Source organism: Citrobacter sp. Igbk 14, assembly GCF_028069825.1.
Lineage (GTDB): Bacteria > Pseudomonadota > Gammaproteobacteria > Enterobacterales > Enterobacteriaceae > Citrobacter.
The window spans coordinates 1-23,540 of record NZ_JANEWM010000065.1 but is presented as its reverse complement, the minus strand read 5'-3'; the positions used below and the strand labels follow the sequence as shown (position 1 = coordinate 23,540).

The 23,540-nt window shown below is 52.0% G+C and carries 23 protein-coding genes and 2 pseudogenes; 12 read left to right on the top strand and 13 right to left on the bottom strand.

Going from position 1 to position 23,540, the window contains the following annotated elements:
• The first annotated feature begins 82 nt into the window (after positions 1-82).
• The 4 genes and pseudogenes from NNN64_RS19705 to NNN64_RS19690 all read left to right on the top strand — a co-directional run.
• Positions 83-565 (top strand): Hcp family type VI secretion system effector, encoded by a 483-nt coding sequence (locus NNN64_RS19705; protein ID WP_271442467.1) that lies wholly within the window; start codon positions 83-85, stop codon positions 563-565.
• Positions 562-1,038 (top strand): DUF2778 domain-containing protein, encoded by a 477-nt coding sequence (locus NNN64_RS19700; RefSeq protein ID WP_191213900.1) that lies wholly within the window; start codon positions 562-564, stop codon positions 1,036-1,038. Before NNN64_RS19705 ends, NNN64_RS19700 begins: the two co-directional genes overlap by 4 nt.
• A gap of 98 nt (positions 1,039-1,136) precedes the next feature.
• Positions 1,137-1,283, top strand: a complete 147-nt coding sequence (locus tag NNN64_RS19695) for a hypothetical protein (protein WP_271442466.1) — start codon at positions 1,137-1,139, stop codon at positions 1,281-1,283.
• Between the two features lie 107 nt (positions 1,284-1,390).
• A pseudogene (locus NNN64_RS19690) lies at positions 1,391-1,501 on the top strand (DNA-binding protein); the annotation flags it as partial.
• Between the two features lie 104 nt (positions 1,502-1,605).
• Here NNN64_RS19690 and NNN64_RS19685 read toward each other — a convergent pair.
• From NNN64_RS19685 to leuC, 4 genes are read right to left on the bottom strand one after another with little or no spacing between them, the layout of a single operon-like run.
• Complete coding sequence (locus tag NNN64_RS19685) at positions 1,606-2,571, bottom strand: LysR family transcriptional regulator (protein WP_271442465.1); 966 nt, start codon at positions 2,569-2,571, stop codon at positions 1,606-1,608.
• Positions 2,572-2,604: 33 nt separating this feature from the next.
• A complete protein-coding gene (locus tag NNN64_RS19680) occupies positions 2,605-3,519 on the bottom strand; it encodes an alpha/beta fold hydrolase (protein WP_271442464.1) in 915 nt (304 codons plus the stop codon).
• Positions 3,520-3,579: 60 nt separating this feature from the next.
• Positions 3,580-4,206, bottom strand: coding sequence for a 3-isopropylmalate dehydratase small subunit (leuD, locus tag NNN64_RS19675; RefSeq protein WP_271442463.1), 627 nt, complete (start codon positions 4,204-4,206; stop codon positions 3,580-3,582).
• 1 nt (position 4,207) lies between these two features.
• Entirely contained in the window at positions 4,208-5,629 is a 1,422-nt protein-coding gene (gene leuC, locus NNN64_RS19670) for a 3-isopropylmalate dehydratase large subunit (RefSeq protein ID WP_271442462.1), read from the bottom strand.
• A gap of 295 nt (positions 5,630-5,924) precedes the next feature.
• On the opposite strand from leuC, the gene NNN64_RS19665 reads away from it, so the two are divergent.
• Entirely contained in the window at positions 5,925-6,935 is a 1,011-nt protein-coding gene (locus tag NNN64_RS19665; protein WP_271442461.1) for a S66 family peptidase, read from the top strand.
• Between the two features lie 109 nt (positions 6,936-7,044).
• Here NNN64_RS19665 and NNN64_RS19660 read toward each other — a convergent pair whose 3' ends face one another.
• From NNN64_RS19660 to NNN64_RS19640, 5 genes are all read right to left on the bottom strand, one after another.
• Entirely contained in the window at positions 7,045-7,368 is a 324-nt protein-coding gene (locus NNN64_RS19660; RefSeq protein ID WP_071887391.1) for a DUF1889 family protein, read from the bottom strand.
• A 110-nt stretch (positions 7,369-7,478) separates the two neighbouring features.
• Complete coding sequence (locus tag NNN64_RS19655; RefSeq protein ID WP_271442460.1) at positions 7,479-9,293, bottom strand: diol dehydratase reactivase subunit alpha; 1,815 nt, start codon at positions 9,291-9,293, stop codon at positions 7,479-7,481.
• A gap of 10 nt (positions 9,294-9,303) precedes the next feature.
• A complete protein-coding gene (locus NNN64_RS19650; protein WP_202037706.1) occupies positions 9,304-9,732 on the bottom strand; it encodes a diol dehydratase small subunit in 429 nt (142 codons plus the stop codon).
• A gap of 2 nt (positions 9,733-9,734) precedes the next feature.
• Positions 9,735-10,319, bottom strand: a complete 585-nt coding sequence (locus tag NNN64_RS19645) for a propanediol/glycerol family dehydratase medium subunit (RefSeq protein WP_271442459.1) — start codon at positions 10,317-10,319, stop codon at positions 9,735-9,737.
• 11 nt (positions 10,320-10,330) lie between these two features.
• Positions 10,331-11,998 (bottom strand): propanediol/glycerol family dehydratase large subunit, encoded by a 1,668-nt coding sequence (locus NNN64_RS19640; RefSeq protein ID WP_271442458.1) that lies wholly within the window; start codon positions 11,996-11,998, stop codon positions 10,331-10,333.
• A gap of 394 nt (positions 11,999-12,392) precedes the next feature.
• Between NNN64_RS19640 and NNN64_RS19635 the strand changes: the two genes are divergently transcribed.
• The 4 genes from NNN64_RS19635 to NNN64_RS19620 are packed head-to-tail and all read left to right on the top strand — an operon-like array spanning position 12,393 to position 14,907.
• Complete coding sequence (locus NNN64_RS19635; protein ID WP_271442457.1) at positions 12,393-12,821, top strand: GlcG/HbpS family heme-binding protein; 429 nt, start codon at positions 12,393-12,395, stop codon at positions 12,819-12,821.
• 22 nt (positions 12,822-12,843) lie between these two features.
• A complete protein-coding gene (gene dhaT, locus NNN64_RS19630; protein WP_271442456.1) occupies positions 12,844-14,007 on the top strand; it encodes a 1,3-propanediol dehydrogenase in 1,164 nt (387 codons plus the stop codon).
• 15 nt (positions 14,008-14,022) lie between these two features.
• Positions 14,023-14,376, top strand: coding sequence for a glycerol dehydratase reactivase beta/small subunit family protein (locus NNN64_RS19625; protein WP_271442455.1), 354 nt, complete (start codon positions 14,023-14,025; stop codon positions 14,374-14,376).
• Positions 14,377-14,907, top strand: coding sequence for a cob(I)yrinic acid a,c-diamide adenosyltransferase (locus NNN64_RS19620; RefSeq protein WP_271442454.1), 531 nt, complete (start codon positions 14,377-14,379; stop codon positions 14,905-14,907).
• Here NNN64_RS19620 and dhaR read toward each other — a convergent pair.
• Both dhaR and NNN64_RS19610 read right to left on the bottom strand, forming a co-directional pair.
• Positions 14,885-16,810 (bottom strand): dihydroxyacetone kinase operon transcriptional regulator DhaR, encoded by a 1,926-nt coding sequence (gene dhaR / locus NNN64_RS19615; RefSeq protein ID WP_271442453.1) that lies wholly within the window; start codon positions 16,808-16,810, stop codon positions 14,885-14,887. The genes NNN64_RS19620 and dhaR overlap by 23 nt on opposite strands.
• A gap of 92 nt (positions 16,811-16,902) precedes the next feature.
• Positions 16,903-18,000, bottom strand: coding sequence for a glycerol dehydrogenase (locus NNN64_RS19610; protein ID WP_005131422.1), 1,098 nt, complete (start codon positions 17,998-18,000; stop codon positions 16,903-16,905).
• 563 nt (positions 18,001-18,563) lie between these two features.
• Between NNN64_RS19610 and NNN64_RS19605 the strand changes: the two genes are divergently transcribed.
• A complete protein-coding gene (locus tag NNN64_RS19605) occupies positions 18,564-20,222 on the top strand; it encodes a glycerone kinase (protein WP_271442452.1) in 1,659 nt (552 codons plus the stop codon).
• Positions 20,223-20,326: 104 nt separating this feature from the next.
• A pseudogene (locus NNN64_RS23405) lies at positions 20,327-20,404 on the top strand (hypothetical protein); the annotation flags it as partial.
• A 169-nt stretch (positions 20,405-20,573) separates the two neighbouring features.
• Here NNN64_RS23405 and cfa read toward each other — a convergent pair.
• On the bottom strand, positions 20,574-21,728 hold the full coding sequence (cfa, locus tag NNN64_RS19600; RefSeq protein ID WP_271442451.1) for a cyclopropane fatty acyl phospholipid synthase: 1,155 nt from the start codon (positions 21,726-21,728) through the stop codon (positions 20,574-20,576).
• A 67-nt stretch (positions 21,729-21,795) separates the two neighbouring features.
• On the opposite strand from cfa, the gene NNN64_RS19595 reads away from it, so the two are divergent.
• Positions 21,796-22,644, top strand: coding sequence for a helix-turn-helix domain-containing protein (locus NNN64_RS19595; protein WP_333908967.1), 849 nt, complete (start codon positions 21,796-21,798; stop codon positions 22,642-22,644).
• Here the strand turns inward: NNN64_RS19595 and NNN64_RS19590 are convergent.
• On the bottom strand, positions 22,641-23,423 hold the full coding sequence (locus NNN64_RS19590; protein ID WP_271442450.1) for a siderophore-interacting protein: 783 nt from the start codon (positions 23,421-23,423) through the stop codon (positions 22,641-22,643). The genes NNN64_RS19595 and NNN64_RS19590 overlap by 4 nt on opposite strands.
• Between the last annotated feature and the right edge of the window lie 117 nt (positions 23,424-23,540).

Sequence of the window (23,540 nt, the reverse complement as noted above, 5' to 3'; positions counted from 1 at the left end):
ATCTATAGCACTTTATGTGATAAGTTTTTATCTACAAGGGGGTTATTAATATTTAGAACGATTCAAAAATGGAGTTTTTGACATGGCTATACCTGCTTATCTTTGGCTAAAAGATGACGGCGACGCAGATATTAAAGGTTCTGTTGACGTTCAGAATAGAGAGGGCAGTATCGAGATTCATAGTTTCGCGCACGGGCTGCATCTTCCCACGGACAACATGACGGGTAAAATTACAGGTACCCGCGTTCATAGCGCGTTAACGTTCGAAAAGGAATTCGACTCATCGAGCCCCTACCTCTACAAAGCTGTGGCAAAAGGCCAGACGCTGAAAAGCGCCGAATTTAAGTGGTACCGCATCAATGACGCAGGACAAGAGGTTGAATACTTCAACATGCTGTTGGAAGGTGTAAAGGTCGTCTCGGTCTGCCCACTGATGCATAACTGCAAAAATACCGGTACCGAAAAACATAATCATCTCGAGGCCGTGTCGCTGCGCTATGAGAAAATTACCTGGAAGCACTGTGATGGGAATATCATGTTCACTGATACGTGGAACGAGCGATGATCCATTGCACCTTTCGGCTGAACGGGAATGCGCTGTCAAACCTGAGCTGCCCTGGGATAGGCTTCTTCCCCGCATACTCCGGTAATACAGGGCAACATCGTAATAATCCGGACTCAATCACGGTAAAGAATATTGGCCCATTGCCGCCAGGAAAATATTATATTGTCGACCGCCCCCGCAGCCTGAGCACTCGCGTAAGAGATGTTTTTGCTACGACATACACAGGATCGGATCACTCAATTTGGTTCGCCCTGTACAGAGTGGACAGCAACATCGACGACCATACTTTCGTTGCTCAGGTCGAAAGGGGAAACTTTAGGCTTCACCCGGCAGGATATGAGGGGATTAGCAACGGCTGCATAACACTGCCTTCTCCATCTCATTTTACTGTGCTGCGTGAAGCGCTCATGAGGACCCCAACAGTATTGGTAACGGCGTCACTCAAAGCGTATGGCACAATTCAGGTGTATTAACGATGACACCAGCGAAGCAAGCAGGATTATGGCTCATTCAGTTTATGTCATTTCTCCTTATTTTTTCAGCATGTTACCTGCTATTGCCTGAAGTATATTTGTTCGAGCGTTTTAGCGATCTGGTTGGTTTTATTACCGAACAGGACTGGAATGATTTATTTATGCTAACCGTCCTCTGTGTGTCAGTACTCATCAACACGCTGTTGATTTTTGTTATTGCCAGGCAGAAGAAAAAACACGATTAAGTACCAGCCCGGTCATGCTAGCCGGGCTCCTCTTACCTTCTCCGCCGTAGTTAGCAACAATAGCTCCAGTCATTGCATCATTTGCAACACAATCAAGAGCACAACACATGATGATGGGTAAAGCCGAATACGCCAAATTTAGGGGTGTCAGCCGCCAGACCGTTTATGCCTGGATTGCGCGCGGGGAACAGCTACTGAGTAGCAACAAAATTGATTTATAAAACGCAACATTTTGCGCAAAAGTGTCAAGTTGAGCTATTAGAGATAAAAAATCGTTTATACCAAACAAACCCAATACAGCCCCTCACCCAGCGCCTACTGCTCACAACACGTCCGGTGCTTTGCCACCTGGCAAGCATTGCGCAAGATGTTCAGTGAGGAAATCGATGCAGGTTTTGATACGATCAGAGCTTGATGAACGCCGGGTATATACAGCCCAGATATTCGCTTCCTGATACCACTGGGGCAACACGTGAACCAGTTCACCGCGTTCAAGATACTGCGCAACATCCCATTCCGACCGCAATGTAATGCCATGACCTTTCAGTGCCCAAATGAGCACCACGCTGCCGCTGTTGGAAGAATGAAAACCGTTTAGCCGGCAATGTGTCTGCTGCCTGCCATCCGTTAATATCCAGTTGCCAAATGCCGAGTTTTTTTCCTGAATCATCAGGCAATCATGTTGCACAAGCGCACTCACAGACTCCGGTTTACCGTGGCGTTCGAGATACTCAGGGGAAGCACAAAGGATCCGGCGATTAGTGGCCAACTGCCGTGCGATATACAATTCATTGATGTCATCCCCAACACGAATCTCAATATCGACGCCCTCCTCCACAAGATCCACTTCACGATCCGTTAGCGTGAGTTTTACCGTGATATCAGGGTAGGCGATCATAAATGACGACAGCGCCTCTGCGACATATTTATGCCCAAAACCAAATGAGCAGTTGAGGGTGATATTACCTGCCAGCACGCCACGTTGATTATCCAGACGACTGATAAAGCCATCCATTTCACTGACGATCTGCATCGCCCCATCCAGCGCATTTTCGCCTTCCGGTGTGAGACGCATCACTCTGTTATTACGGAAAAAAAGCCGGACGTTGAGGCATTTTTCAAGGATAGCGATGCGTTTGCTGATATAGGAGGGGGATAGCCCCAGCTCCAGCGCTGCCCGGGCAAATCCACCGTTGCGGGCAACGGTGACAAAAACGAAAAGATCTTCAACAGAAGGCCAGCCCTCAAGGGGCTGGCGATGCTTTTTACCTACAGGCGTCGTTTTCATAACATCGCAGCGAGATGACGGAAAATGACAATGTTATAACACCGATCGCAAAAATGACTGCAGTTTCTGCATGAAGATCTCTGGGATCTCCTCTTGCGGAGAATGCCCGCAAGGCAATGCTTCTCCCTGCACGCGCATCGCTTTTTCTCTCCAGGTATCCACCACATCATACAACTGCCCTACCGTACCCTGAGCCCCCCACAGCAACAGTAGCGGACACTCAATACGCGCAGACGCATCCGCAGCATCGTCTTCAAGATCAATCGATGCCGCGGCACGATAATCTTCGCAGACCGCATGGATCATCTCTGGATTTTGGTAACAGCGCAGGTATTCATTGAACGCATCTTCTGATGTCGCCCCCGCAGTTTTCAACTGACCTGCAATATGCTTACGCAGAAAAAATGCCGGATCGTGCGCGATCATTGTTTCCGGTAATGGAAAAGGTTGGATCAGGAAAAACCACCAAAAATAGCGCGTGGCAAACGCCTTATTGGTTAATGCGTACATTGTAGCTGTCGGGGCTATGTCGATGAACGTGCAACACGTCACACTGTCAGGATAATCAAGGGCCAGCCGATGTCCAACCCGTCCTCCACGATCATGCCCGACAAAAGCGAACCGCGGATAACCCAGAATCTCCATCAGCATGACAATATCCTGCGCCATCATACGCTTTGAATAAGTACGATGCGCCGGATCACTCACTGGTTTGTCGCTGTCTCCATAGCCCCGCAAATCCGGCAAAATCACCGTGTGGCTTTTCGCCAATTCCGGCGCGACTTTACGCCATGTGATGTGGTTCTGTGGATGGCCATGTAAGAGCACCAACGGGGAACCGTTTCCTCCGACGGCGACCCGGATGGTTAAACCATTTGGCAGCCGTACATCCTTTAATGCAAACCCAGGAATGAACGGAGAAGCGCCGCATTCAATAACTGTACTCATCACTGTCTCCTGCCTTCTTTGCTTGCCCGACTTTGCCCCGTCTCATCGCCATCTCTTTTCTTAGCCACGTGCGGATACCGGACGCTTTAACCATGGGCGACGCGCGTAATGCTGCGTCTCAAAATTTTCAATCTCTGGCAGATATTGCAGTGTCCAGGTAATCGCATCTTCGCCAGCGGCCAACATCTCTCGTTTGAGTTCACTAATAACAAAAGGAAGTGTTTCATCTGCTGTCACAATCTCGCAGCGTTCAAGAGAAACCGTAATCAGATTGCTGTCAGCCTTCGTGGCCAACTGTGCCAGACGAGCCAGAGACGCGTCATCCAAAGAGATTGTCAGGATCCCGTTGCGCTGGCAGTTGTCATCAAAAATCCCAGCGAAAGTGGAACCTAACAGCGCCCGGATGCCCAACTGTTTTAATCCCCAAACGGCATGTTCGCGGCTCGATCCGCAGCCAAAGTTGGGGCCGACCAGCAAAAATGTCGCGTCCTGCCAGCCAGGCATATTGAGAATAAAATCAGGATTAGGCTGACCATTGCCCAGGAAACGACGATCGAAAAACACCCCTTTATTCAACCCCTGACGATCGATCCCTTTCAGGAACTGTTTCGGCATAATCACATCGGTGTCGATGTTCGGTTCCAGCATTGGCGCAATTCGCCCGCTAATTTGCTTAAACGTATCCATCTCATTCCCCCGCCTGAAGTAATGTCCGAACATCGACCAGATGCCCTGCTACCGCTGCTGCCGCGACCATCGCCGGGCTCATTAAATGCGTTCTTGCCCCTGCGCCCTGTCGCCCAGGGAAATTACGGTTCGTACCCGATGCGCAGCGATCGCCTGCTGCCAGCACGTCCTCGTTCATCGCAAGGCACATTGAGCAACCCGACTGACGCCATTCAAAACCAGCGTCAATGAAGATTTTCGCCAGCCCCTCTTCTTCCGCCTGACACCGGACCTGCGTTGAACCGGGCACAATAATCCCGCGCACATGGCTGGCAATTTTGCGTCCTGCCACGACTTTCGCGACGGCCCGCAGATCTTCAATGCGGCCATTCGTGCATGAGCCAATAAAAGCGTGCGAAATACGAATGTCACTCACCGGCGTACCGGGCAGCAGATCCATATACTGGAGAGCTTTCTCAAGCGCGAGACGTTTAAGTGGATGCGTTTCATGTTCCGGGGATGGAACATAGCCGGTGATCGCACAGGTTTGATCCGGGCTGATCCCCCAGGTCACTTTAGGCTCAAGATCGAGAAAGTCGATCGTCACGGTCTTATCAAAAACCGCATCTGCATCACTTTTCAACTGCGACCACTCCAGCAATGCCAGTTGCCAGAGTTCACCTGCGGGCATTTGCGGCTTCCCGTAGATATAGTCAAAAACCTTTGCATCCGGCGCAATAATCGCACCGCGAGCCCCTGCCTCCACAGCCATATTGCAAAGCGTCATTCGCCCCTCAACACTCAGGGCACTGATTGTTTCACCGTCGAATTCGATGGCATATCCTGTCGCACCATCTGCGCCAGTACGTTCGAGTAATGCAAGAACGATATCTTTTGCAGAACAACCAAAAGGTAATTCACCCTTAACGCTGACACGCAGGGTTTTCAGCTTACGATACACCAGCGTCTGAGTAGCCAGCAGGTGTTCGATTTCCGACGTACCGATACCAAATCCCAGAGCGCCGAACGCACCGTAAGTGGTGGTATGGCTGTCGCCAGCCGCAATCACCATTCCGGGCATGACCAGCCCTTGCTCGTGGGCAACGACATGTTCTATCCCTTGTCGTGGGTCCAGCACATCAAATAACGTGATACCAAAATCAGCGGCGTTTTCCCGAAAATAATCAACCTGCAGCTGGCCGCCGGGATCCGTCATCAGCATATCGCGCTGTGGTCGGGTGGGATTAACATGATCAACATTCAGCAGAAAGGCTTCCGGATGCCGCACCGGCCGTCCCTGTTCCCTTAACCCGCTAAATGCTTGTGGACTGGTATATTCATTGAGTATCGAACGATCGATATAAAGTAAAACATGCCCTTCGTTATCAAGTTCCCGAACGGTATGCGATTCAACTAATTTTTCATACAGCGTTTTAGCAGACATAGATATATTCCTGGGGTAACGAATGGCTGAATAATGAGATATTCGTCATTGAGGCTTTTAGCTATAGTGACACATTCATGAAAAAACGATGATTCCAGTCGGGAAAGTATAAAAACACACTTCGTGTTGGTGAGCAGACGTCACCCACAGCAAGCTATAAGTATGGATTAGAAAGGAGGATAATATTGTTACCGCTAAGATATGCGAGGAAGTCTCACTTCTGAGTGATGACGATACAACTACACTCTTGTTAAGATGATCAATCTGATGATGAAACAAGTGCAGGAAGAAGGACATGACCACACGTTACGCTGCGCCAATCAAGCCGGGTGATACCATCGCCTTATTTTCGCCTTCTTCCCCTGCCACGGCATTTGCTCCCAATAGATATGCCCGAGCCAAAGAATTTATTCAAAAGCAGGGTTACCGAATAAAAGAAGGTGCATTAACCGGAAAAAGTGCAGGCTGGCGGTCTGGAAGCATCAAGGCTCGTGCAGATGAATTTAATCAATTATTACACGATCCTGATGTGAAATGTATTATGTCAACAATTGGCGGCAATAATACTAATGCAATACTTCCTTATATTGATTACCAACAAATAATCACGAGCCCCAAAATTATCATTGGTTATTCAGATATAACCGCTTTATTACTGGCCATTTATCAAAAAACAGGATTAATTACCTTTTATGGTCCGGCAATGGTCGCATCCTTTGGGGAATACCCACCACTGGTTGACTGGACTTTCGACTACTTTTCGACGATTGTCACTGGCAATCCCCCCCTTCCATTATCCTTGATCCCACCTTCATGTTGGTCAGAAGAACGCCTGGAGTGGGAAACCCAGTCCCGTGCAAAGACCTTAAGGCCAAATACCTGCCAGTATTATGGAGAAGGAAAGGTTACCGGGCGTTTGATTGGTGGCAATCTCAATACGCTGTATGGAATCTGGGGTTCCGAATATATGCCGGAAATTCTGGCCGGTGATATTCTGCTCATCGAGGATAGCCTGAAGGATATCTCTGAGTTAGAAAGGGAGTATGCTCACCTGGCACTCTGTGGTGTCTTTGAAAAAATATCAGCTATTATTCTCGGCAAGCATGAATGCTTAAATGATCTGGGTTGTGGGCAAACACAGCTTGAAATATTACGTGAAGTGCTGGCTGGCCGAAATATCCCTATCGTATCGGATTATGATTGCAGCCATACACATCCGATGATGACCTTACCACTCGGAGTGACTGCTGAAATTGATTTTGCCGCTGAACGCATTGCGTTAGTCTCACCATGGCTGGCGGCATGAGAAAATAGGATCGGAAGTTTGTCGGTCAGGCCTGGGAATATGGCAACGCTTTTGGACGCTGCCATCCCGAAGATGGAAACGTCCGTTAGCGTTTTATTCGAAAGTCAGCTCACACGAGTTCTTTGAGCTGCTCCTGCATATAGGTCGAAAAATACTCTGGATTCTTGATAAGGATACGGTTACCGGAGGCAACTTTTTCTGCCCATCCGGCCACTTTTTTCGTGAACTCGGGATTCCATCCCTCCTGCTCACCCCGTGCCATCACAACTTCCGGACTCGCTGGCACACCTAAGTCATGCAAATACTTTAAGATTCCCTTAGCGGTACTTTCGTCCATTGAATGGGGTACTGACACTGAGGTGTTCATACCACCAATAAAATCCAATGCTTTCTCAATTGCTGTTGGCATGCTCTTATCCTTAAAATTAACCACGTGAGAGACACATTTATACTATGTACCCAACTCAGTCGGGATATCAAAGAGAACGTTGCCTTTATTTGATTTACCCCTCAGCTAAACGCTTGCGGCGACTGTTTTCTGCGCTATTTTTTTGCTTCCCCGGCTAAAACCAGGCCAGTAGCCACCGCATTACGCGGCCCTTCGGTCCCCCGGATATTGCCCTGTCCCGCGACGACACCGTAATGCGCCAACGCGTCGGTGATCATCTGCGGAATTTCAAAATCCAGCGATGAACCCCCCACCAGCACGACAAAAGTGATATCACGGATGGAACCGCCAGGTGACACCTGGCGCAATGCACGCAGGCAGTTGGTCACGAAGACCTTCTCCTTAGCTTGACGTCGCACCAGACGAATTTTTTCCAGCGAAGTCTGGTTATCCACGGGGATCAGCTCGCCGTCTTTCAGATACACCACTTTGGCAAACACCGACGGGCTGAGTGGTTCGCGGAAAAACTCCACCGCACCGTTCTCATGACGAATACTGAACAGGCTCTCTACTTTCGCCAGCGGGTATTTTTTTATTTCCTCGGCCAGAAACGGATCGCTCAGACCCAGCTCCGTCTGAATCAACAGGCTGACCATATTCCCCGCGCCGGCCAGATGTACCGCCTTTACTGCACCTTCGCTATTGATGATGGCTGCATCAGTGGAACCAGCGCCTAAATCGAGGATCGCCAGCGGCGCAGCACATCCAGGCGTCGTTAACGCGCCAGTCACGGCCATATTGGCCTCTACACCCCCCACTTCAACAGAGGTGTTTAATCGCGCGCTCAACTCGCTGGCAATAGCCTGCATTTGTAAACGATCGGATTTCACCATCGCCGCAATGCCGACAGCATTTTCCATCGAACACTCCCCGGCGATGCCGCCCTGCACCTTACGAGGAATAAACGTATCAACTGCCAGCAAATCCTGAATATGCACCGCGTTCATATCATGCCCGGACAGCGAAGCCATCACCTTACGCACGCGTTCCAGCATACCGCCTGCATGCGTTCCCGCTTCACCGCGAATGTCACATACAGGCGCACAGGCGCTCATCGCCTGCATAATAGCCTGCGCCCCTTGCGCCACGTCAGCCTCGCCGCCGCGCCTTTCTCCGCGGATAAAAATCTTACCCGCCGGGATCACCCTTGAGCGCACATCACCCTGCGGTGTTTTCAGCACCACGGCGGAGCGGTTACCAATCAGCGCCCTGGCAATAGGGACGATGGTTTGCGTTTCCTCCGGCGTCAGGGCAAAGAACGTGGCAATGCCGTAGGGGTTAGACAGCGCCCGAACAACCTGGCCCGCGGCCGCGACTTCGACCGCCGCCAACACCCCCTCCGGCACTTTTTCCAGCAGCGTGACTTCATCAACCACCGGCATAGTTCGCCGCAGACGATTGTTCACCAGCACGCCATCATCTTTTTTCAGGATCGCCGCCACCACGTTCACGCCGCGATCCAACGCGTCGTTGATCAGCCAAACGGCTTCGAGGAAATCCATTTCCTCACCCACCAATGGGATCCAGCCCTGGGCAAACCGATCCTCGCTCAATGCCGCCAGCTTCTCCACTGCAATGGTGGTTCCCATTCCCACGCCAACGCCGCCGGGCGTTTGTGGGTTATGACCAATCATCGTCGATTCAGTAATGATGGTTTCGGTGATCGTTTCCATCGCCACATCACCAATGACCGGTGCGGCCTCATTGATACAGATTTTCGCCACATCTTTAAGCGACCATGGCGTTTTTTCCAGCGCCTGCTGCAGGGAAGCGACCACCCCGGCAATATTGTCCCGCGTTCCTTTCATGCCCGTGGTCGCGACAATCCCGCTGGCGATAAACCGGCCATGCTGCGCCAACGCCACTTCCGTGGTGGCGTTGCCGATATCAATCCCTGCAATTAACGGCATATTCCCTCCGTCACTGGCTGCCTTTACGCAGCTTGTTTCTCTGCTGATAGACTTCTGCCGACTCACGCACAAATCCGGCATTCACCGTCGCGTGCCAGGTATGTTCCAGCTCATCAGCGATCGCCTGTAGCTCCGCGAATGAAGAGCGAAACGGACGTAGTGCGTTGTAGATTTCCAGAATGCGGGTATCCGGGATGGCAATCAGTTCCGCCGCCCGACGGAAGTTGCGCGCCACGGCGTGACGGTGCATCTGTTCGGCAATCTGCGCCTGATACTCCAGCGTTTGCTGGGAAATACGCACATCCTGCGGCCCTACATGTCCCGCCAGCACATTCTCAAGGGTGATATCGGTTAACGGTTTCCCGGTGGGGGTCAGGATTTTCTCCGGGCAGCGGGTAGCTAAAGGATAATCCTGCGCGGTCATGATGTTGTCGTTCATTGTCATTCCCTTACTAGTGCAATATGCAGCGTGACAGGCGCAGCATCCTGCACCACATGCTTGGTTTCTTTAATGTGAAACAACGCGGCTTTGGCCATAAATTTGGGGCGCACCATCTGGTCATTGACCACCGGAACCGGCGAGGGCGACTCTTTGCGTGCATAGCGCGCAGCGTTCTTTCCAATCTGACGATACGTTTCCAGCGTCAGCAGCGGGGCCTGAGAGAAGAGCTCAAGGTTACTCAGGGGCAGCAAATCACGCTGATGGATAACCGTGGTTCCCTTTGACTGAATACCAATCCCGATGCCGGAGCCACTGAGGTTCGCCGCATCCCACGCCATAAAAGAGACATCCGAGGTGCGCAGAATTCTCACCACTCGCGCATGCAGTCCCTCTTCTTCAATTCCTGCCACCAGCTCTTTCAGAATCGCGTTGTGCGGCATATCAATCAGGGTTTTATGCTGGTGCTTGCCAAAGGCCGGTCCGACGCCAATCACCACTTCGTCAGCGCGATCGTCTGCTTTTGCCACCTCGCCTTCACTGACCTGCAAGGTAAAAACGGGCTTACGTTCAGTTGTGCATTCCACGGTGTACCGCCTTATTCAATCGAGCTGGGCTGAACCACGCCCGCAATATTTTTAATTTCCGCCCAGCGTTCGGCACTGATGCGATAGCCGGTGCCGGGTCCCTGATAATCATTGATGTCGTTCACGGCGCTGACCACGTCGAACTGGCGATCCAGAATGGCCGATGTTTGCAGGTAATCACCGGTCACACGCTGTCTCAACATATTGAGAATATTGCTGGCGATATCTTCGAATCCGCTACCGCTTAGCGCCCCGACGATATCCAGCCCGGTAATGTTGCGCTTCATCATCTCTTCCACTGCCGCCAGATCTTCCACCACATTGCGCGCAGGCATGTCTTTGCTGCCGTGAGCATAGGTGGCAGCCTCCACTTCCTCATCACTGATTGTCGGCAGCCCCAGTTCGCGGAATACCGCCTGAATAGCCCGCGCCGCTTTGTTACGGATGGCGATGGTTTCTTCTTCGGTTACCGGGCGCAGGCCACCGTCAACCATCAGGTCACGTTGCAGTATGTTGTAATCATCGAAGTCTTCAGCATCGAAGTTAGAACCGGCAAACATGTTGTCGTAGTTGGGGACGGCGCTATAGCCAGAGAAGATAAAGTCGGTGCCGGGCAGCATCTGCATCAGGGTGCGGGCGGTACGGCGAATATCGGAGTGTGAGAAGGTCTGGTCATTGGCCGAGGCCACTTCAAGGTCGAGCATCGACGCAATCAGGTTTTCCGCCAGCACCGCGCGAATACCCGACGGCACTGCGCCCGTCATCCCGATACAACTGACCGCCCCGTTTTGCAGCCCCTGCACACCCGCGCCCTTGGTAATGAAAATGCAGCGGGATTCCAGGTACAACATCGATTTACTCTCGGAATAGCCCATCAAGGCTTCCGAACCGGTACCGGAGGTATAGCGCATCTTCAGCCCGCGGGACGCATAGGCCGAGGCGAGAAACGCTTTTGACCACGGCGTATCGTCGCCGTCAGTGAATACCGATTCCGTTCCGTAGACCGACACCGTTTCGGCGTAGCTGGTTAACCCGCGCATTCCCAGCTCCAGCTCAGTAGCCTCTTCAACGGAACATTGTGTCAGCACGCCAGGACGACCGCACTGAGAACCGACCAACAGCGCCAGGGCGTTAAACGGCGCATAGCGGGCAATCCCGACCGTCGTTTCCTGTTCTGAAAAACCACGAATCCCCGCTTCAGCGGCATCGGCGGCAATCTGCACCGGATTATCTTTCAGGTTGGTCACGTGACACTGGTTGGAGGGCGTGCGTCGGGCGCGCATTTTTTGCAGCGCCATCATCATCTCTACCACGTTCATTTTCGCCATCACCTCCACTGCTTTCGCCGGGGTGATAGCGGTGGTAATGGCAATGATCTCTTCGCGACTGACGTGGATATCTACCAGCATTCTGGCGATCGCCAAAGCGTCGAGCTGCATGGCGCGTTCGGTTTCAGCGACGTTTATCGCGTAGTCGGCAATAAAGCGGTCAATCATGTCGAACTGTGCGCGGCTCTTGCCGTCCAGTTCAACAATACGACCCTTTTCCACCTTCACAGAAGAGGCCGGATCGTAGGGACTTTCCATGGCGATCAGCCCTTCTTCCGGCCATTCGCCAATAAGCCCATCCTGATTTACAGGACGCTTTGCCAGGACTTCGAATCGTTTTGATCTTCTCATAGTTTATGGACTCAAAAGATAAAGAATAGGGACGCCAGGCTGTATCGCTGGTGCTCTACCACCCCAGCAATCGCCTTTATCAGCAATAGCCGAACTTTAAATGAGCAGGCCGATAAAAAAATAAAATTAATTACGTTCCAATTTGATACATATTTAAATGTCAGCGTTTCATATTGAAACGGCCCACGGGAATATCCACGAAGAATTGTGACGCGCTTAAATGATCATTGTCAATAAATGCCTAACACAGGAAATAAAATTAATATTTTAGAAAAACTCACACTATTGACTTAATAACTCGCCGCGAGAAAATACAGAAAACCCAATGAGAAAAAAATAGCTGTAGCGCGATATTTTTTGCGACCTCAGCCCTACAACCTTGTCAGGAGATACTGTGAATAAGAGCCAACAAATCGCCACCATTACGCTGGCGGCTGCAAAGAAAATGGCGACTGCCGTCGAGGCAAAAGCGCTTAAGATCAACGTTCCAGTAGTCTTTTCCGTGGTTGACCGCGGTGGAAACACGCTACTGATGCAGCGCATGGACGAGGCGTTTGTCACCAGTTGTGATATTTCTCTCAATAAAGCCTGGACCGCCTGCTGTCTGCGGCAGGGCACACATGAAATTACCGATGCAGTACAACCCGGTGCTTCTCTATATGGTTTACAGCTCACCAACCAGCAGCGAATCGTTATTTTCGGTGGCGGTTTGCCTGTTATATTCGACGGACAATTAATCGGTGCCGTAGGCGTTAGTGGCGGTACTGTGGAACAAGATAGATTATTGGCTGAGACCGCACTGAATTGTTTCTCTGAATTATAATTTAAATCTAAGAAGGTATATTATGAGCTATCGTATGTTTGATTACCTTGTGCCGAATGTTAACTTTTTTGGCCCAAATGCTATTTCCGTTGTCGGCGAACGTTGCAAACTGTTAGGCGGTAAAAAAGCGCTGCTGGTCACCGATAAAGGTCTGCGGGCGATAAAAGACGGTGCAGTAGATAAAACGCTGGTACATCTGCGTGGAGCCGGGATTGAGGTGGTCGTATTTGACGGCGTAGAGCCGAACCCTAAAGACACCAACGTGCGCGACGGTCTGGAGGTATTTCGCAAAGAGCAGTGCGATATCATCGTTACCGTTGGCGGCGGTAGCCCGCATGACTGCGGTAAAGGTATCGGTATCGCGGCCACGCACGAAGGCGATCTCTACAGTTACGCCGGAATTGAAACGCTGACCAATCCGCTGCCGCCAATCGTTGCGGTCAATACCACCGCGGGTACCGCCAGCGAAGTCACCCGCCACTGCGTGCTGACCAATACCAAAACCAAAGTGAAGTTTGTGATTGTCAGTTGGCGTAACCTGCCGTCGGTTTCCATTAATGACCCGCTGCTGATGCTCGGTAAACCAGCACCACTTACCGCCGCGACCGGGATGGACGCCCTGACCCACGCCGTGGAAGCTTACATTTCCAAAGATGCTAACCCGGTCACCGATGCCGCCGCTATCCAGGCGATCCGTCTGATTGCCCGTAACTTGCGCCAGGCCGTCGCGCTGGGCAGCAACCTGAAAGCCCGTGAAAATATGGCCTATGCCTCTCTGCTGGCCGGTATGGCTTTCAACAACGCCAACCTCGGCTATGTTCATGCGATGGCACACCAGCTCGGTGGTCTGTACGACATGCCGCACGGCGTGGCCAATGCGGTACTGCTGCCACACGTAGCCCGTTATAACCTCATCGCCAACCCGGAGAAATTTGCCGATATCGCTGAGTTTATGGGCGAGAACACCGACGGGCTGTCAACCATGGATGCCGCTGAGCTGGCCATTCGCGCCATCGCCCGTCTTTCCGCCGATATTGGTATTCCACAGCATTTGCAGGAGCTGGGCGTCAAAGAAGCCGATTTCCCTTACATGGCGGAAATGGCGCTGAAAGATGGCAACGCGTTCTCGAACCCGCGTAAAGGGAACGAGAAAGAGATCGCTGAAATCTTCCGTCAGGCTTTCTAATCCAAAGGGGGCGCAATGTCACTTTCATCACCGAGCGTACATCTGTTTTATCACCCACGCTGGCAGGATACCCGCGCGCTTGATGAGCTGTGCTGGGGACTGGAAGAGCAAGGCGTCCCATGCCGGACTGTCTGTTGCGACGAGAATGACTGTGCGCTGGCCTTGAGCAAACTTGCGGCCAAAAGCTCAACGCTGCGTGTCGGTCTTGGTCTCAACGCCACGGGTGATATTGCTTTAACCCACGCCCAGTTGCCCGAGGATCGGGCGCTGGTTCGTGGTCATATCACCGCCGGAATGGCGCAGATCCGCACGCTTGGTGCCAATGCCGGTCAACTGGTCAAAGTGCTTCCTTTCAGCGAGATAAAATAAATGTACCGTATCTATACCCGCACTGGTGATAAGGGCACGACCGCGCTGTTTGGTGGCAGCCGTATCGACAAAGACGATATCCGCGTGAATGCCTATGGCACCGTGGACGAACTGATTTCCCAGCTTGGCGTCTGCTACGCCAGCACGCGCCTGACAGCGCTTCGCCAGGATTTACATACCATCCAGAAGACGCTGTTTGTGCTTGGCGCGGAACTTGCCAGTGATGAGAAAGGACTTGCTCGCTTAACACAGACGATTAGCCCCGAGGATATTCAGGCGTTGGAGCAGCTTATTGATCGCAATATGACGCAAAGCGGTCCGCTAAAAGAGTTTGTTGTTCCGGGGAAAAACCTCGCATCGGCACAGTTGCATGTTGCGCGCACGCTGGCGCGTCGGCTGGAGCGACTCCTCATCGCCATGGACAGAACGTTGACGCTGCGTGATGAGCTTAAGCGTTACATCAATCGTCTGTCCGACGCCCTCTTCTCGATGGCGAGGATCGAAGAAACTACTCCAGATGTTTGCGCTTAAACTGGCTGGCATCGATGTCGTACTGTTTCATCTTGCGCCACAAGGTGGTGCGGCCAATATTCAGCAGTTGCGACATTTCCTGCACACGTCCGCTGGTGACGCGGGCGGCATGGATAATCGCTTCTTTTTCGATGGCGGTAAACGTCAGGCTGGCTGGCAGCAGCGATGATGCAGTCTCCAGGCCTGGGCGTTCCGCAAACAGATAATCCGGCAGATTACTCAGGCGAATATGGCCATTGTCGCTACTGATAGCGATATTTTCGATAATGCTGTTGAGCTCAAAATCATTGCCCGGCCACGAGTAGGCAACCAGTTGTGCCAGTGCGTCATCGTCCAGCTTCAGACTGGATGAAAAGCGTTTTTTCAGGCTATTTAAGCGTGTATGAATCAGCGCCGGAATGCTGTTACGCCGTGCCCGCAGCGGTGGAATAACAATTTCAAAGGAGTGTAACGCGTAATACAGTTGGCGGCTAAAGCGGTTTTGCTCCACCAGGTTGGCGAGATCAACCGTAGTAGTGGCAATCACTTTCACATCAACCGGGATCAGGCGGCGGGCATCAAGGCGAGTCAATACGCCCTGCTTGATAACCTGCAACAACGCGGATTGCAACTCGGGTGCCAGATACTCAATTTTTTCCAGAAACAGCGTACCGCCGTTCGCCAGCTCAAGGCGGCTCAGCCGACCGTTTTCATCATCGGTTGGCGCACTGCCCATAAAATCCTGCCCCAGCACGCTGTTGGCATACAGTTGGCAGTTAACGGCGATATAAGGCCCGCTGGCACGTTCACTTTCATTGTGAATAGCCTGGCTCAATAGCTCTTTACCCACCCCCTCTTCACCGCACAACAGAATAGGGAAACTCCCTCTCGCCGCCTGGCGACCAAAATGGATCAGTCGACGGGTTTCCGGGTCATCCGTCGACATCTGTTCAAAGGTGTGGCTGACTTTCCCGAGCTGGCTGGTCATCAACTGACGCATTTGTTCAACGGGATGAAGCAGCAGAATAAAGCTGTTGCCCTGTTCTTCAACGATAGGTTTCAGAGTAATAACAGCATCAACAAACTGGTGCTGGCTTTCGAAAGTCACTTCGACGTGATTCAGGCCGCGAGCATGTTTGATCGCCCGGCGCAGCAAAGTGGGCAGATTAACCAGGTCATTAATGTTTTTACCCTGGCTGGCCTGTGCATCCAGATGTAAAAGCAAAGCGGCACGGGCATTAAGAAACTGCAGAACGCCCTGCTCGTTCCATGCCATTACGCCATCATCCATGCTCTCTAACAGCCCATACATCTGATTAAGATGGCGGTTAGATTCGGCCAACAGGCTGTCGGTCAGCAAAGAGTTGCCGACTTCTCTGGCAATCGCCAGCGTCAGGGAGAGATCGGAAACGGACTCATGCTCCACCAGGCAGCACAGGGAAATGGAGCCAAACAGCCGCCCATGGTTATCAAAGACCGGGGTAGAGCAGAACGACCACGGATGCAGCGCCTGCTTAAAATGCTGATCGCCTGAGGTTTTTGTTGGCTGCCCTGGCATCGTCGCCAGCGATAGCGCACAACTGCCGATAATGCTCTCCGCACAGTAGCTACCGTCACGAAAGCCAAGTTCCGCCAGTTGTTCCACCGTCTGCGGATCGCCGCACCGGCTGAGAATACAAGCCGATTCATCCAGAATCAGCAGCGCACAGGGACGTCCATCCATAAACTCCCAGGCATCTTCCAGTGCGGCCTGTCCAATCGTCAGCAGTGCAGTCTTGCGGCGGCAAATCGACGCAAAAGTCAGTCCCTGCGCCTGATGCGGTGCCTGCCAGGTTTCCCGCTGCATAAACTTGCTGCAACGATGCCATGACTGAGCAATGACCGAAGAAACTTCCTTCCCGATGCCATGAGTGTGCGCCGTCATATCCATTTCCGCTGTTTTACCATAGACAACCCCTCCGGCAGAGACTGTCAGAGGGGGAGAAGATACTGAATAAAAGGCTTACCGACGTCTGATTAACGCGCCAGCCACTGCTGTCCCAGCAGGTCTGCCGTCAGAATAGCGGCATGGACGCTTTCAGGCGTCACCGGGAACGGCATATTGTGAATGGTTTCACCTTCCGCGCAGGTGGCTTTCGCAACAGCCATAATCTTAGCGTCGATGCCGTCTTTCACGCCCATTTGCGCCAGCGTTACCGGCAGATCCACTTTCTGGCAGAAATTCAGCACTGTTTCGATCTCTTCCATCGGGCTGTTCTGCAGCACCAGTTGCGCCAGCGTACCAAACGCCACTTTTTCACCGTGGTACAAATGGTGACACTCTTCCAGAATGGTGAAGCCGTTATGGATGGCGTGTGCCCCCGCGAGGCCACTGCTTTCAAAGCCAATGCCGCTGAGATAGGTGTTCGCTTCCACGATACGTTCCAGAGCATCGGTCACCACGCCAGCCTGTGCAGCCAGACGAGCCTTTTCACCTTCTGCCAGCAGCGTATCATAGCACAAGCGTGCCAGGCTCAGGGCCGCCGCCGTGGACTGTCCCCCTGCCATGCTGGTCGCTCTGGCATCAAAACACGCTTTTGCTTCAAACCAGGTCGAGAGCGCATCGCCCATCCCGGCCACCAGCAGACGTACCGGCGCTTTGGCGATAATTGCTGTATCCATGACAACCATATCCGGGTTTTTCGGGTAGATCAGATATTCTTCGAACTCACCGGCTTCGGTGTAGATAACAGACAGCGCACTGGTTGGCGCATCCGTTGAGGCGATAGTTGGAATCACCACCACCGGCAGTTTCTGGTAGTAGCCAATCGCTTTGGCGGTATCCAGCGTTTTCCCACCGCCAATCCCAACCACACCGCGGCAACCGTGCTGCTTCAGAATGGCAATCAGGCGATTAATTTCAACATGGCTGCATTCGCCATTGAAGCGTTCCGCGTGGCAGCTAATACCGTGGCTGTGCAGGCCATTGAGTACTTTGTCTCCCGCCAGTTTCATGACGAAGTCATCTGCAATCACGAAAAAGCTGTCTGCCAGATTTTTAGCGTATTGACCAAATAAGGTAGAAGCGTCAGGACCCTGGAGATATTTGGCTGGAGATTGAATAACTTTTAGCATTCCTTTCATCCTCAAATAAGTACATGTTTTTACATGGTGAGCCCTGGCGTTAACCTGTTTAGCCTGTTGCGAACGGCAAAAACGGGAGGTACCGGAGCGATGCAATAACTGTATGGCGAGGCGGGAACAAAAAAATCATTCGTCTTTTTGTTCTGATATGAAACAGATAAAAATGACATGCGTTCCATATTGAAACGATTAACCATAAAAATAATAAGGTTTGCGATCCCGATCCGTTCATTTGCCGGCAAATCCTTGCAGAACGCGAAAATCGAATTCCCTTTGCCTCTCTCTGACACCATTAAAAGCAGTAACAAAACGTTTACTGTGCCGTGTGGCCAACATTGAAAAGGCGATAAAAAAGTCGAGCGGGCTCGCATTGTGATCATTCCTCTCACAAATACGTTCCATTACGGAACAAAAAATAACAATTACGTTCCGTAATGAAACTCATTTTGCCGCTGTTTTTTTCCACGCTGACTCCGCCAGAATCTCCCCCATCGCCTCCGCACCATGACAATGCATTCGGGGGTTTGTTTTACACTCAACCTCGAGGAGCCGTTATGTCTCAATTCTTTTTTAATCAGCGTACCCAACTCGTTAACGACGTCATCGACGGTACGATTATCACCAGTCCGTGGAACAATCTGGCGCGTCTGGAAAGCGATCCGGCTATTCGCATCGTGGTTCGTCGCGATCTCAACAAAGATAACGTGGCGGTGATCTCCGGCGGTGGCTCAGGACACGAACCCGCCCACGTTGGCTTTATCGGCAAAGGGATGTTGACCGCGGCAGTCTGTGGCGACGTGTTTGCGTCCCCGAGCGTAGATGCCGTGCTGACCGCAATCCAGGCGGTAACTGGCGATGCAGGCTGTCTGTTGATCGTTAAAAATTACACTGGCGATCGTCTTAACTTCGGTCTCGCCGCCGAAAAAGCACGCCGCCTTGGCTATAACGTCGAAATGCTGATTGTCGGCGACGATATCTCCCTGCCGGATAACAAGCATCCTCGCGGGATTGCGGGCACTATCCTGGTTCATAAAGTGGCAGGCTATTTCGCTGAACGTGGCTACAACCTCGCTACCGTCCTGCGTGAAGCGCAGTATGCAGCAAGTAACACCTTCAGCCTGGGCGTCGCCATTTCCAGTTGCCACCTGCCGCAGGAAACCGGCGCCGCACCGCGCCATCATGCGGGCCATGCCGAACTGGGCATGGGCATTCACGGCGAGCCTGGCGCCTCGGTTATCGCTACCCAAAACAGTGCGCAGGTGGTGACTCTGATGGTCGATAAACTGATGGCGGCACTGCCGGAAACCGGCCGTCTGGCGGTGATGATTAATAATCTGGGCGGCGTGTCCGTTGCTGAAATGGCTATCATCACTCGGGAACTGGCAAACAGCCCACTGCATCCGCGTATCGACTGGCTGATTGGCCCGGCCTCGCTGGTCACAGCCCTGGATATGAAAGGTTTCTCGCTGACCGCCATCGTACTGGAAGAGAGCATCGAAAAAGCACTGTTAACCGAAGTAGAAACCAGCAGCTGGCCGACGCCTGTCCCACCACGCGAAATCAACTGTGTGCCATCATCGCAGCGCAGCGCGCGTGTCGAATTCCAGCCTTCAGCCAACACGCTGGTCGCCGGGATTATTGAGCAGGTCACCGGAACGCTTTCCGATCTGGAAGCACACCTCAACGCGCTGGATGCCAAAGTAGGTGATGGTGATACAGGTTCAACTTTTGCCGCTGGTGCACGTGAAATCGCTGACCTGCTGCATCGTGAGCAGCTTCCACTGAATAACCTCGCCACGCTGTTCGCCCTGATCGGCGAACGCCTGACCGTGGTGATGGGCGGGTCCAGCGGCGTACTGATGTCCATCTTCTTTACCGCCGCCGGGCAGAAGCTGGAGCAAGGGGCTGATGTTGCCGAAGCCCTGAACACAGGGCTGGCGCAGATGAAGTTCTACGGCGGTGCAGACGAGGGTGACCGTACGATGATTGATGCGCTGCAACCCGCGCTGACATCTCTGCTGGCACAACCGCAAAACCTGCAAGCCGCTTTTGACGCCGCACAGGCAGGCGCAGAGCGTACCTGTCTGTCGAGCAAAGCCAACGCGGGTCGCGCATCGTATCTCAGCGGTGAAAGCCTGCTGGGCAATATGGACCCCGGTGCACACGCCGTCGCAATGGTATTTAAAGCACTGGCAGAGAGTGAGTTGGGATAAGCCATAAGTGCCTGATGCGCTTCGCTTATCAGGCCTACGAGTGCAAACCTTTGTAGGCCGGATAAGGCGTTCACGCCGCCATCCGGCAAAGCAATGCCTGATGCGCTTCGCTTATCAGGCCTACGAGTGCAAACCTTTGTAGGCCGGATAAGGCGTTTACGCCGCCATCCGGCAAAGCAATGCCTGATGCGCTTCGCTTATCAGGCCTACGAGTGCAAACCTTTGTAGGCCGGATAAGGCGTTCACGCCGCCATCCGGCAAAGAAATGCCTGATGCGCTGCGCTTATCAGGCCTACGAATGCAAACCTTTGTAGGCCGGATAAGGCGTGTGCGCCGCCATCCAGCTGCATATTAGCGATAGACGCGAATACCGCCTTCTACGCCCCGACTAAACAATACTTGCCACAGCTCGATATCTCTGGCGCGGAACGCACCGGCACAAGCGCACAGGTAATAATTGAACATCCTTCTGAAGGTCGCGGAATAACGCGATGACAGCTCTGGCCACGCCTGATTAAACCGTGCATGCCAGGCCATCAGCGTTTTATCATAGTCACTGCCAAAGTTATGCCAGTCTTCCATCACGAATCGCGACTCGCTCGCTTCAGCAATATGCGAAATCGCCGGTAAGCAGCCATTCGGGAAAATATATTTATTGATCCACGGATCAACGCTCATCCCTTTTTTATTGCTGCCAATAGTATGCAGCAGGAACAATCCGTCCGACTTCAAACAGCGGTCAGCAATACTGAAATAGGTATCGTAATTTTTTGGCCCCACATGCTCGAACATCCCCACGGAGACAATACGATCGTAGTGCTTGTCGAGGTCACGATAATCCTGAAGCAGGATGGTCACATCCAGGCCTTCACAGCGCTGCTGCGCCATTTTTTGCTGCTCTTTCGAGATAGTGACGCCTTCTACCGCCACGCCATAATGGTGCGCCGCATATTCGGCCAGTCCGCCCCAACCGCAACCAATGTCCAGTAAACGCATGCCCGGTTTCAGTTGCAGCTTCTCGCAAATCATTTTTAATTTGGCGTTTTGCGCATCTTCTAAGGTGGTAGCCTCTTTCCAGTAGCCACAGGAATATTGCATGTGGGGATCCAACATGAGCGCAAAGAGATCGTTGCCAATATCGTAGTGTTCTTTACCGACAATCCACGCACGACTACGAGACTGCAAATTAAACAGGCGGGCGCTGGCAATACGCAATATATCCTTCAGATTTCCCGGCATTTGCTGGTCGAGTTTTGCTTTCAGGATTTTGCTGAACAGAACATCGAGGCGTTCGCAGTCCCACCAGCCTTCCATATAGCTTTCGCCAAGCCCCAGGGAACCTTGTTGCAGCACCCGTTTAAAGAAACCGGCATGATGAAGTTGAATGTCCCAGGGGCGGGAACCATTGATCTGAATATCTGCTTGCTGGAGCAGCTCTTTTCCCATTCGGGTCCAGTTATCATTTGTTTCATTGACGATGACAGCGTCTGAACAAAGCGTGTTCATGGTATTTACCAAAGGTGGGCTATTAATTCTTACGCAAGATTATTATGGAAAAAAGAATGTATGTATTATGATTTGCGGACAAGATCTATCGAGCAGCGGCCACCTAACCGGGAGAATCACGTCTTTGAGTATGGATACTTTCCCCCCAAAACAGTGGAACTCCTTCCCGGACGACTCCATGGCCGAGTTGCCGCAGGACGTTTACTTTCGCTCTTATGTCCTTGAAGCCAACCACCATGTTCCGCAGCACTCACATGCTTTTATGCAGTTTCATTTTGCCCGCAAAGGCAGTATGCGCATTGATGTCGCCGGCAAGTGCTGGATAATCCCCGCGCATTACGGCATCTGGATCCCCAATAATACTGAGCATGCCGTTTGGGCGCTGGATGATGTGCATTTAGAGAATCTGGATATTAAACCGGGCTTTCTCGAAGAAAGTATCCATGAGTGTAAAGTCGTGGCGATCAGTGATTTCGCCAGAGAGTTTATTCACTACGCCACGAATTCAATTTCAGGCCATTATGATAGCCAGTCAAAAGAAGGCAAACTGGTCAGTGTGCTGGTGGACATTATTCTGCAATTACCAGAAGTCGCCTTTGTATTGCCCTGGCCGCAGGATCGCGAATTAACCAAAGTGTGCCGAACAATACAAGCGTCTCCGGCGCTGGAACATTCAGTAGAGTATTGGGCACAACATTTGGGTATGTCTGCCCGTACCTTTTCGCGTCATTTCAAAAAAGAAACCGGATTACCCTTCAGCGTCTGGAAGCAAAAAATGCGAATTCTGGAGTCAGTACTCATGCTGAAGAAAAATAAAAGCGTAACCGCCGTGGCGCTCGATGTAGGATATTCAAGCACCGCAGCGTTTAGTTATGCATTCCGCCAGGCGTTTGGCGTTTCACCGTCACATTATTAATTAACGTTCCGACGTTGATGCCAGTAAGCCGCGGCGCGTACCAACTGCTGATCGAAAGCCTCAGTAGCAAAGCGGGCGCTCAGGTTTTTCACCACTTTTCCTTCGCCAGTTATCCAGATGAAATAATCCTGTGCAGGCACGGTCAACTGTGAAAGCTGCTCATTCACTGCCTGTTCGTCATGGCCGACAAACCACTGAATTGTAAAACCGTCGAGATGAGCGAAATAATCCTGATACGCTGCATCGCGTACGCTGACCAGCGCCGTCACATTTGGACGTACCGCTAAACGACCGATCGCCTCCAGCCGGCGACGTAGCGCTGGCATTCCAGATTCATCACACACGTAAACCTGGTACGTATAGTCTTCTGGTACCACCAGCGAGCCACGCGGTCCGCCAATCGTCAATTTGTCACCTTCACGCGCATTCATCGCCCACGTACTCGCCACCCCGCCATCGTGGATATAAAAATCCAGCGCCAGTTCATGGCGTGCCGGGTCATACAACGGCGTGTAATCACGGGATATCGGGCGTACCCCCTCTGGCCAGACAATCCCCTCATCCGTCACGACGGGTGGCACAAAGTGACTGCCCGGTTCCGGGAAAAAGACCTTGGTATGGTCGTCAAAACCCTGTGAGCTAAAACCATCCAGTGCGTCACCGCCCAGTACAATGCGCTGAAAACCCGCGCTGATACGTTCAACCCGCAGGACAGTCAGTTCACGGAAGCGCAGCTCATTGCGAACGCGCTGTGGATAGCGTGAAGTGTTATTTGTCATTTTTTCGCCTTCGTGACAGAGATTAGATATATCTAAATAAATTTCAAATGATAATGATTGCTAATTGAGAATATTGCAAGAACTTTTTTGATAGGGTCTGGACAGAGCCTCCAAAAC

Bases quoted from the DNA above. Each gene is read 5' to 3' on its own strand.
- NNN64_RS19655 (WP_271442460.1), bottom strand. From the start codon at position 9,293: ATGCCGTTAATTGCAGGGATTGATATCGGCAACGCCACCACGGAAGTG.
- NNN64_RS19590 (WP_271442450.1), bottom strand. From the start codon at position 23,423: ATGACAAATAACACTTCACGCTATCCACAGCGCGTTCGCAATGAGCTG.
- NNN64_RS19685 (WP_271442465.1), bottom strand. From the start codon at position 2,571: ATGAAAACGACGCCTGTAGGTAAAAAGCATCGCCAGCCCCTTGAGGGC.
- leuD (WP_271442463.1), bottom strand. From the start codon at position 4,206: ATGGATACGTTTAAGCAAATTAGCGGGCGAATTGCGCCAATGCTGGAA.
- NNN64_RS19665 (WP_271442461.1), top strand. From the start codon at position 5,925: ATGACCACACGTTACGCTGCGCCAATCAAGCCGGGTGATACCATCGCC.
- cfa (WP_271442451.1), bottom strand. From the start codon at position 21,728: ATGAACACGCTTTGTTCAGACGCTGTCATCGTCAATGAAACAAATGAT.
- NNN64_RS19640 (WP_271442458.1), bottom strand. From the start codon at position 11,998: ATGAGAAGATCAAAACGATTCGAAGTCCTGGCAAAGCGTCCTGTAAAT.
- NNN64_RS19700 (WP_191213900.1), top strand. From the start codon at position 562: ATGATCCATTGCACCTTTCGGCTGAACGGGAATGCGCTGTCAAACCTG.
- NNN64_RS19620 (WP_271442454.1), top strand. From the start codon at position 14,377: ATGTACCGTATCTATACCCGCACTGGTGATAAGGGCACGACCGCGCTG.
- NNN64_RS19680 (WP_271442464.1), bottom strand. From the start codon at position 3,519: ATGAGTACAGTTATTGAATGCGGCGCTTCTCCGTTCATTCCTGGGTTT.
- NNN64_RS19625 (WP_271442455.1), top strand. From the start codon at position 14,023: ATGTCACTTTCATCACCGAGCGTACATCTGTTTTATCACCCACGCTGG.
- NNN64_RS19705 (WP_271442467.1), top strand. From the start codon at position 83: ATGGCTATACCTGCTTATCTTTGGCTAAAAGATGACGGCGACGCAGAT.
- NNN64_RS19610 (WP_005131422.1), bottom strand. From the start codon at position 18,000: ATGCTAAAAGTTATTCAATCTCCAGCCAAATATCTCCAGGGTCCTGAC.
- NNN64_RS19595 (WP_333908967.1), top strand. From the start codon at position 21,796: ATGATTTGCGGACAAGATCTATCGAGCAGCGGCCACCTAACCGGGAGA.
- NNN64_RS19605 (WP_271442452.1), top strand. From the start codon at position 18,564: ATGTCTCAATTCTTTTTTAATCAGCGTACCCAACTCGTTAACGACGTC.
- dhaT (WP_271442456.1), top strand. From the start codon at position 12,844: ATGAGCTATCGTATGTTTGATTACCTTGTGCCGAATGTTAACTTTTTT.
- leuC (WP_271442462.1), bottom strand. From the start codon at position 5,629: ATGTCTGCTAAAACGCTGTATGAAAAATTAGTTGAATCGCATACCGTT.
- dhaR (WP_271442453.1), bottom strand. From the start codon at position 16,810: ATGACGGCGCACACTCATGGCATCGGGAAGGAAGTTTCTTCGGTCATT.
- NNN64_RS19650 (WP_202037706.1), bottom strand. From the start codon at position 9,732: ATGAACGACAACATCATGACCGCGCAGGATTATCCTTTAGCTACCCGC.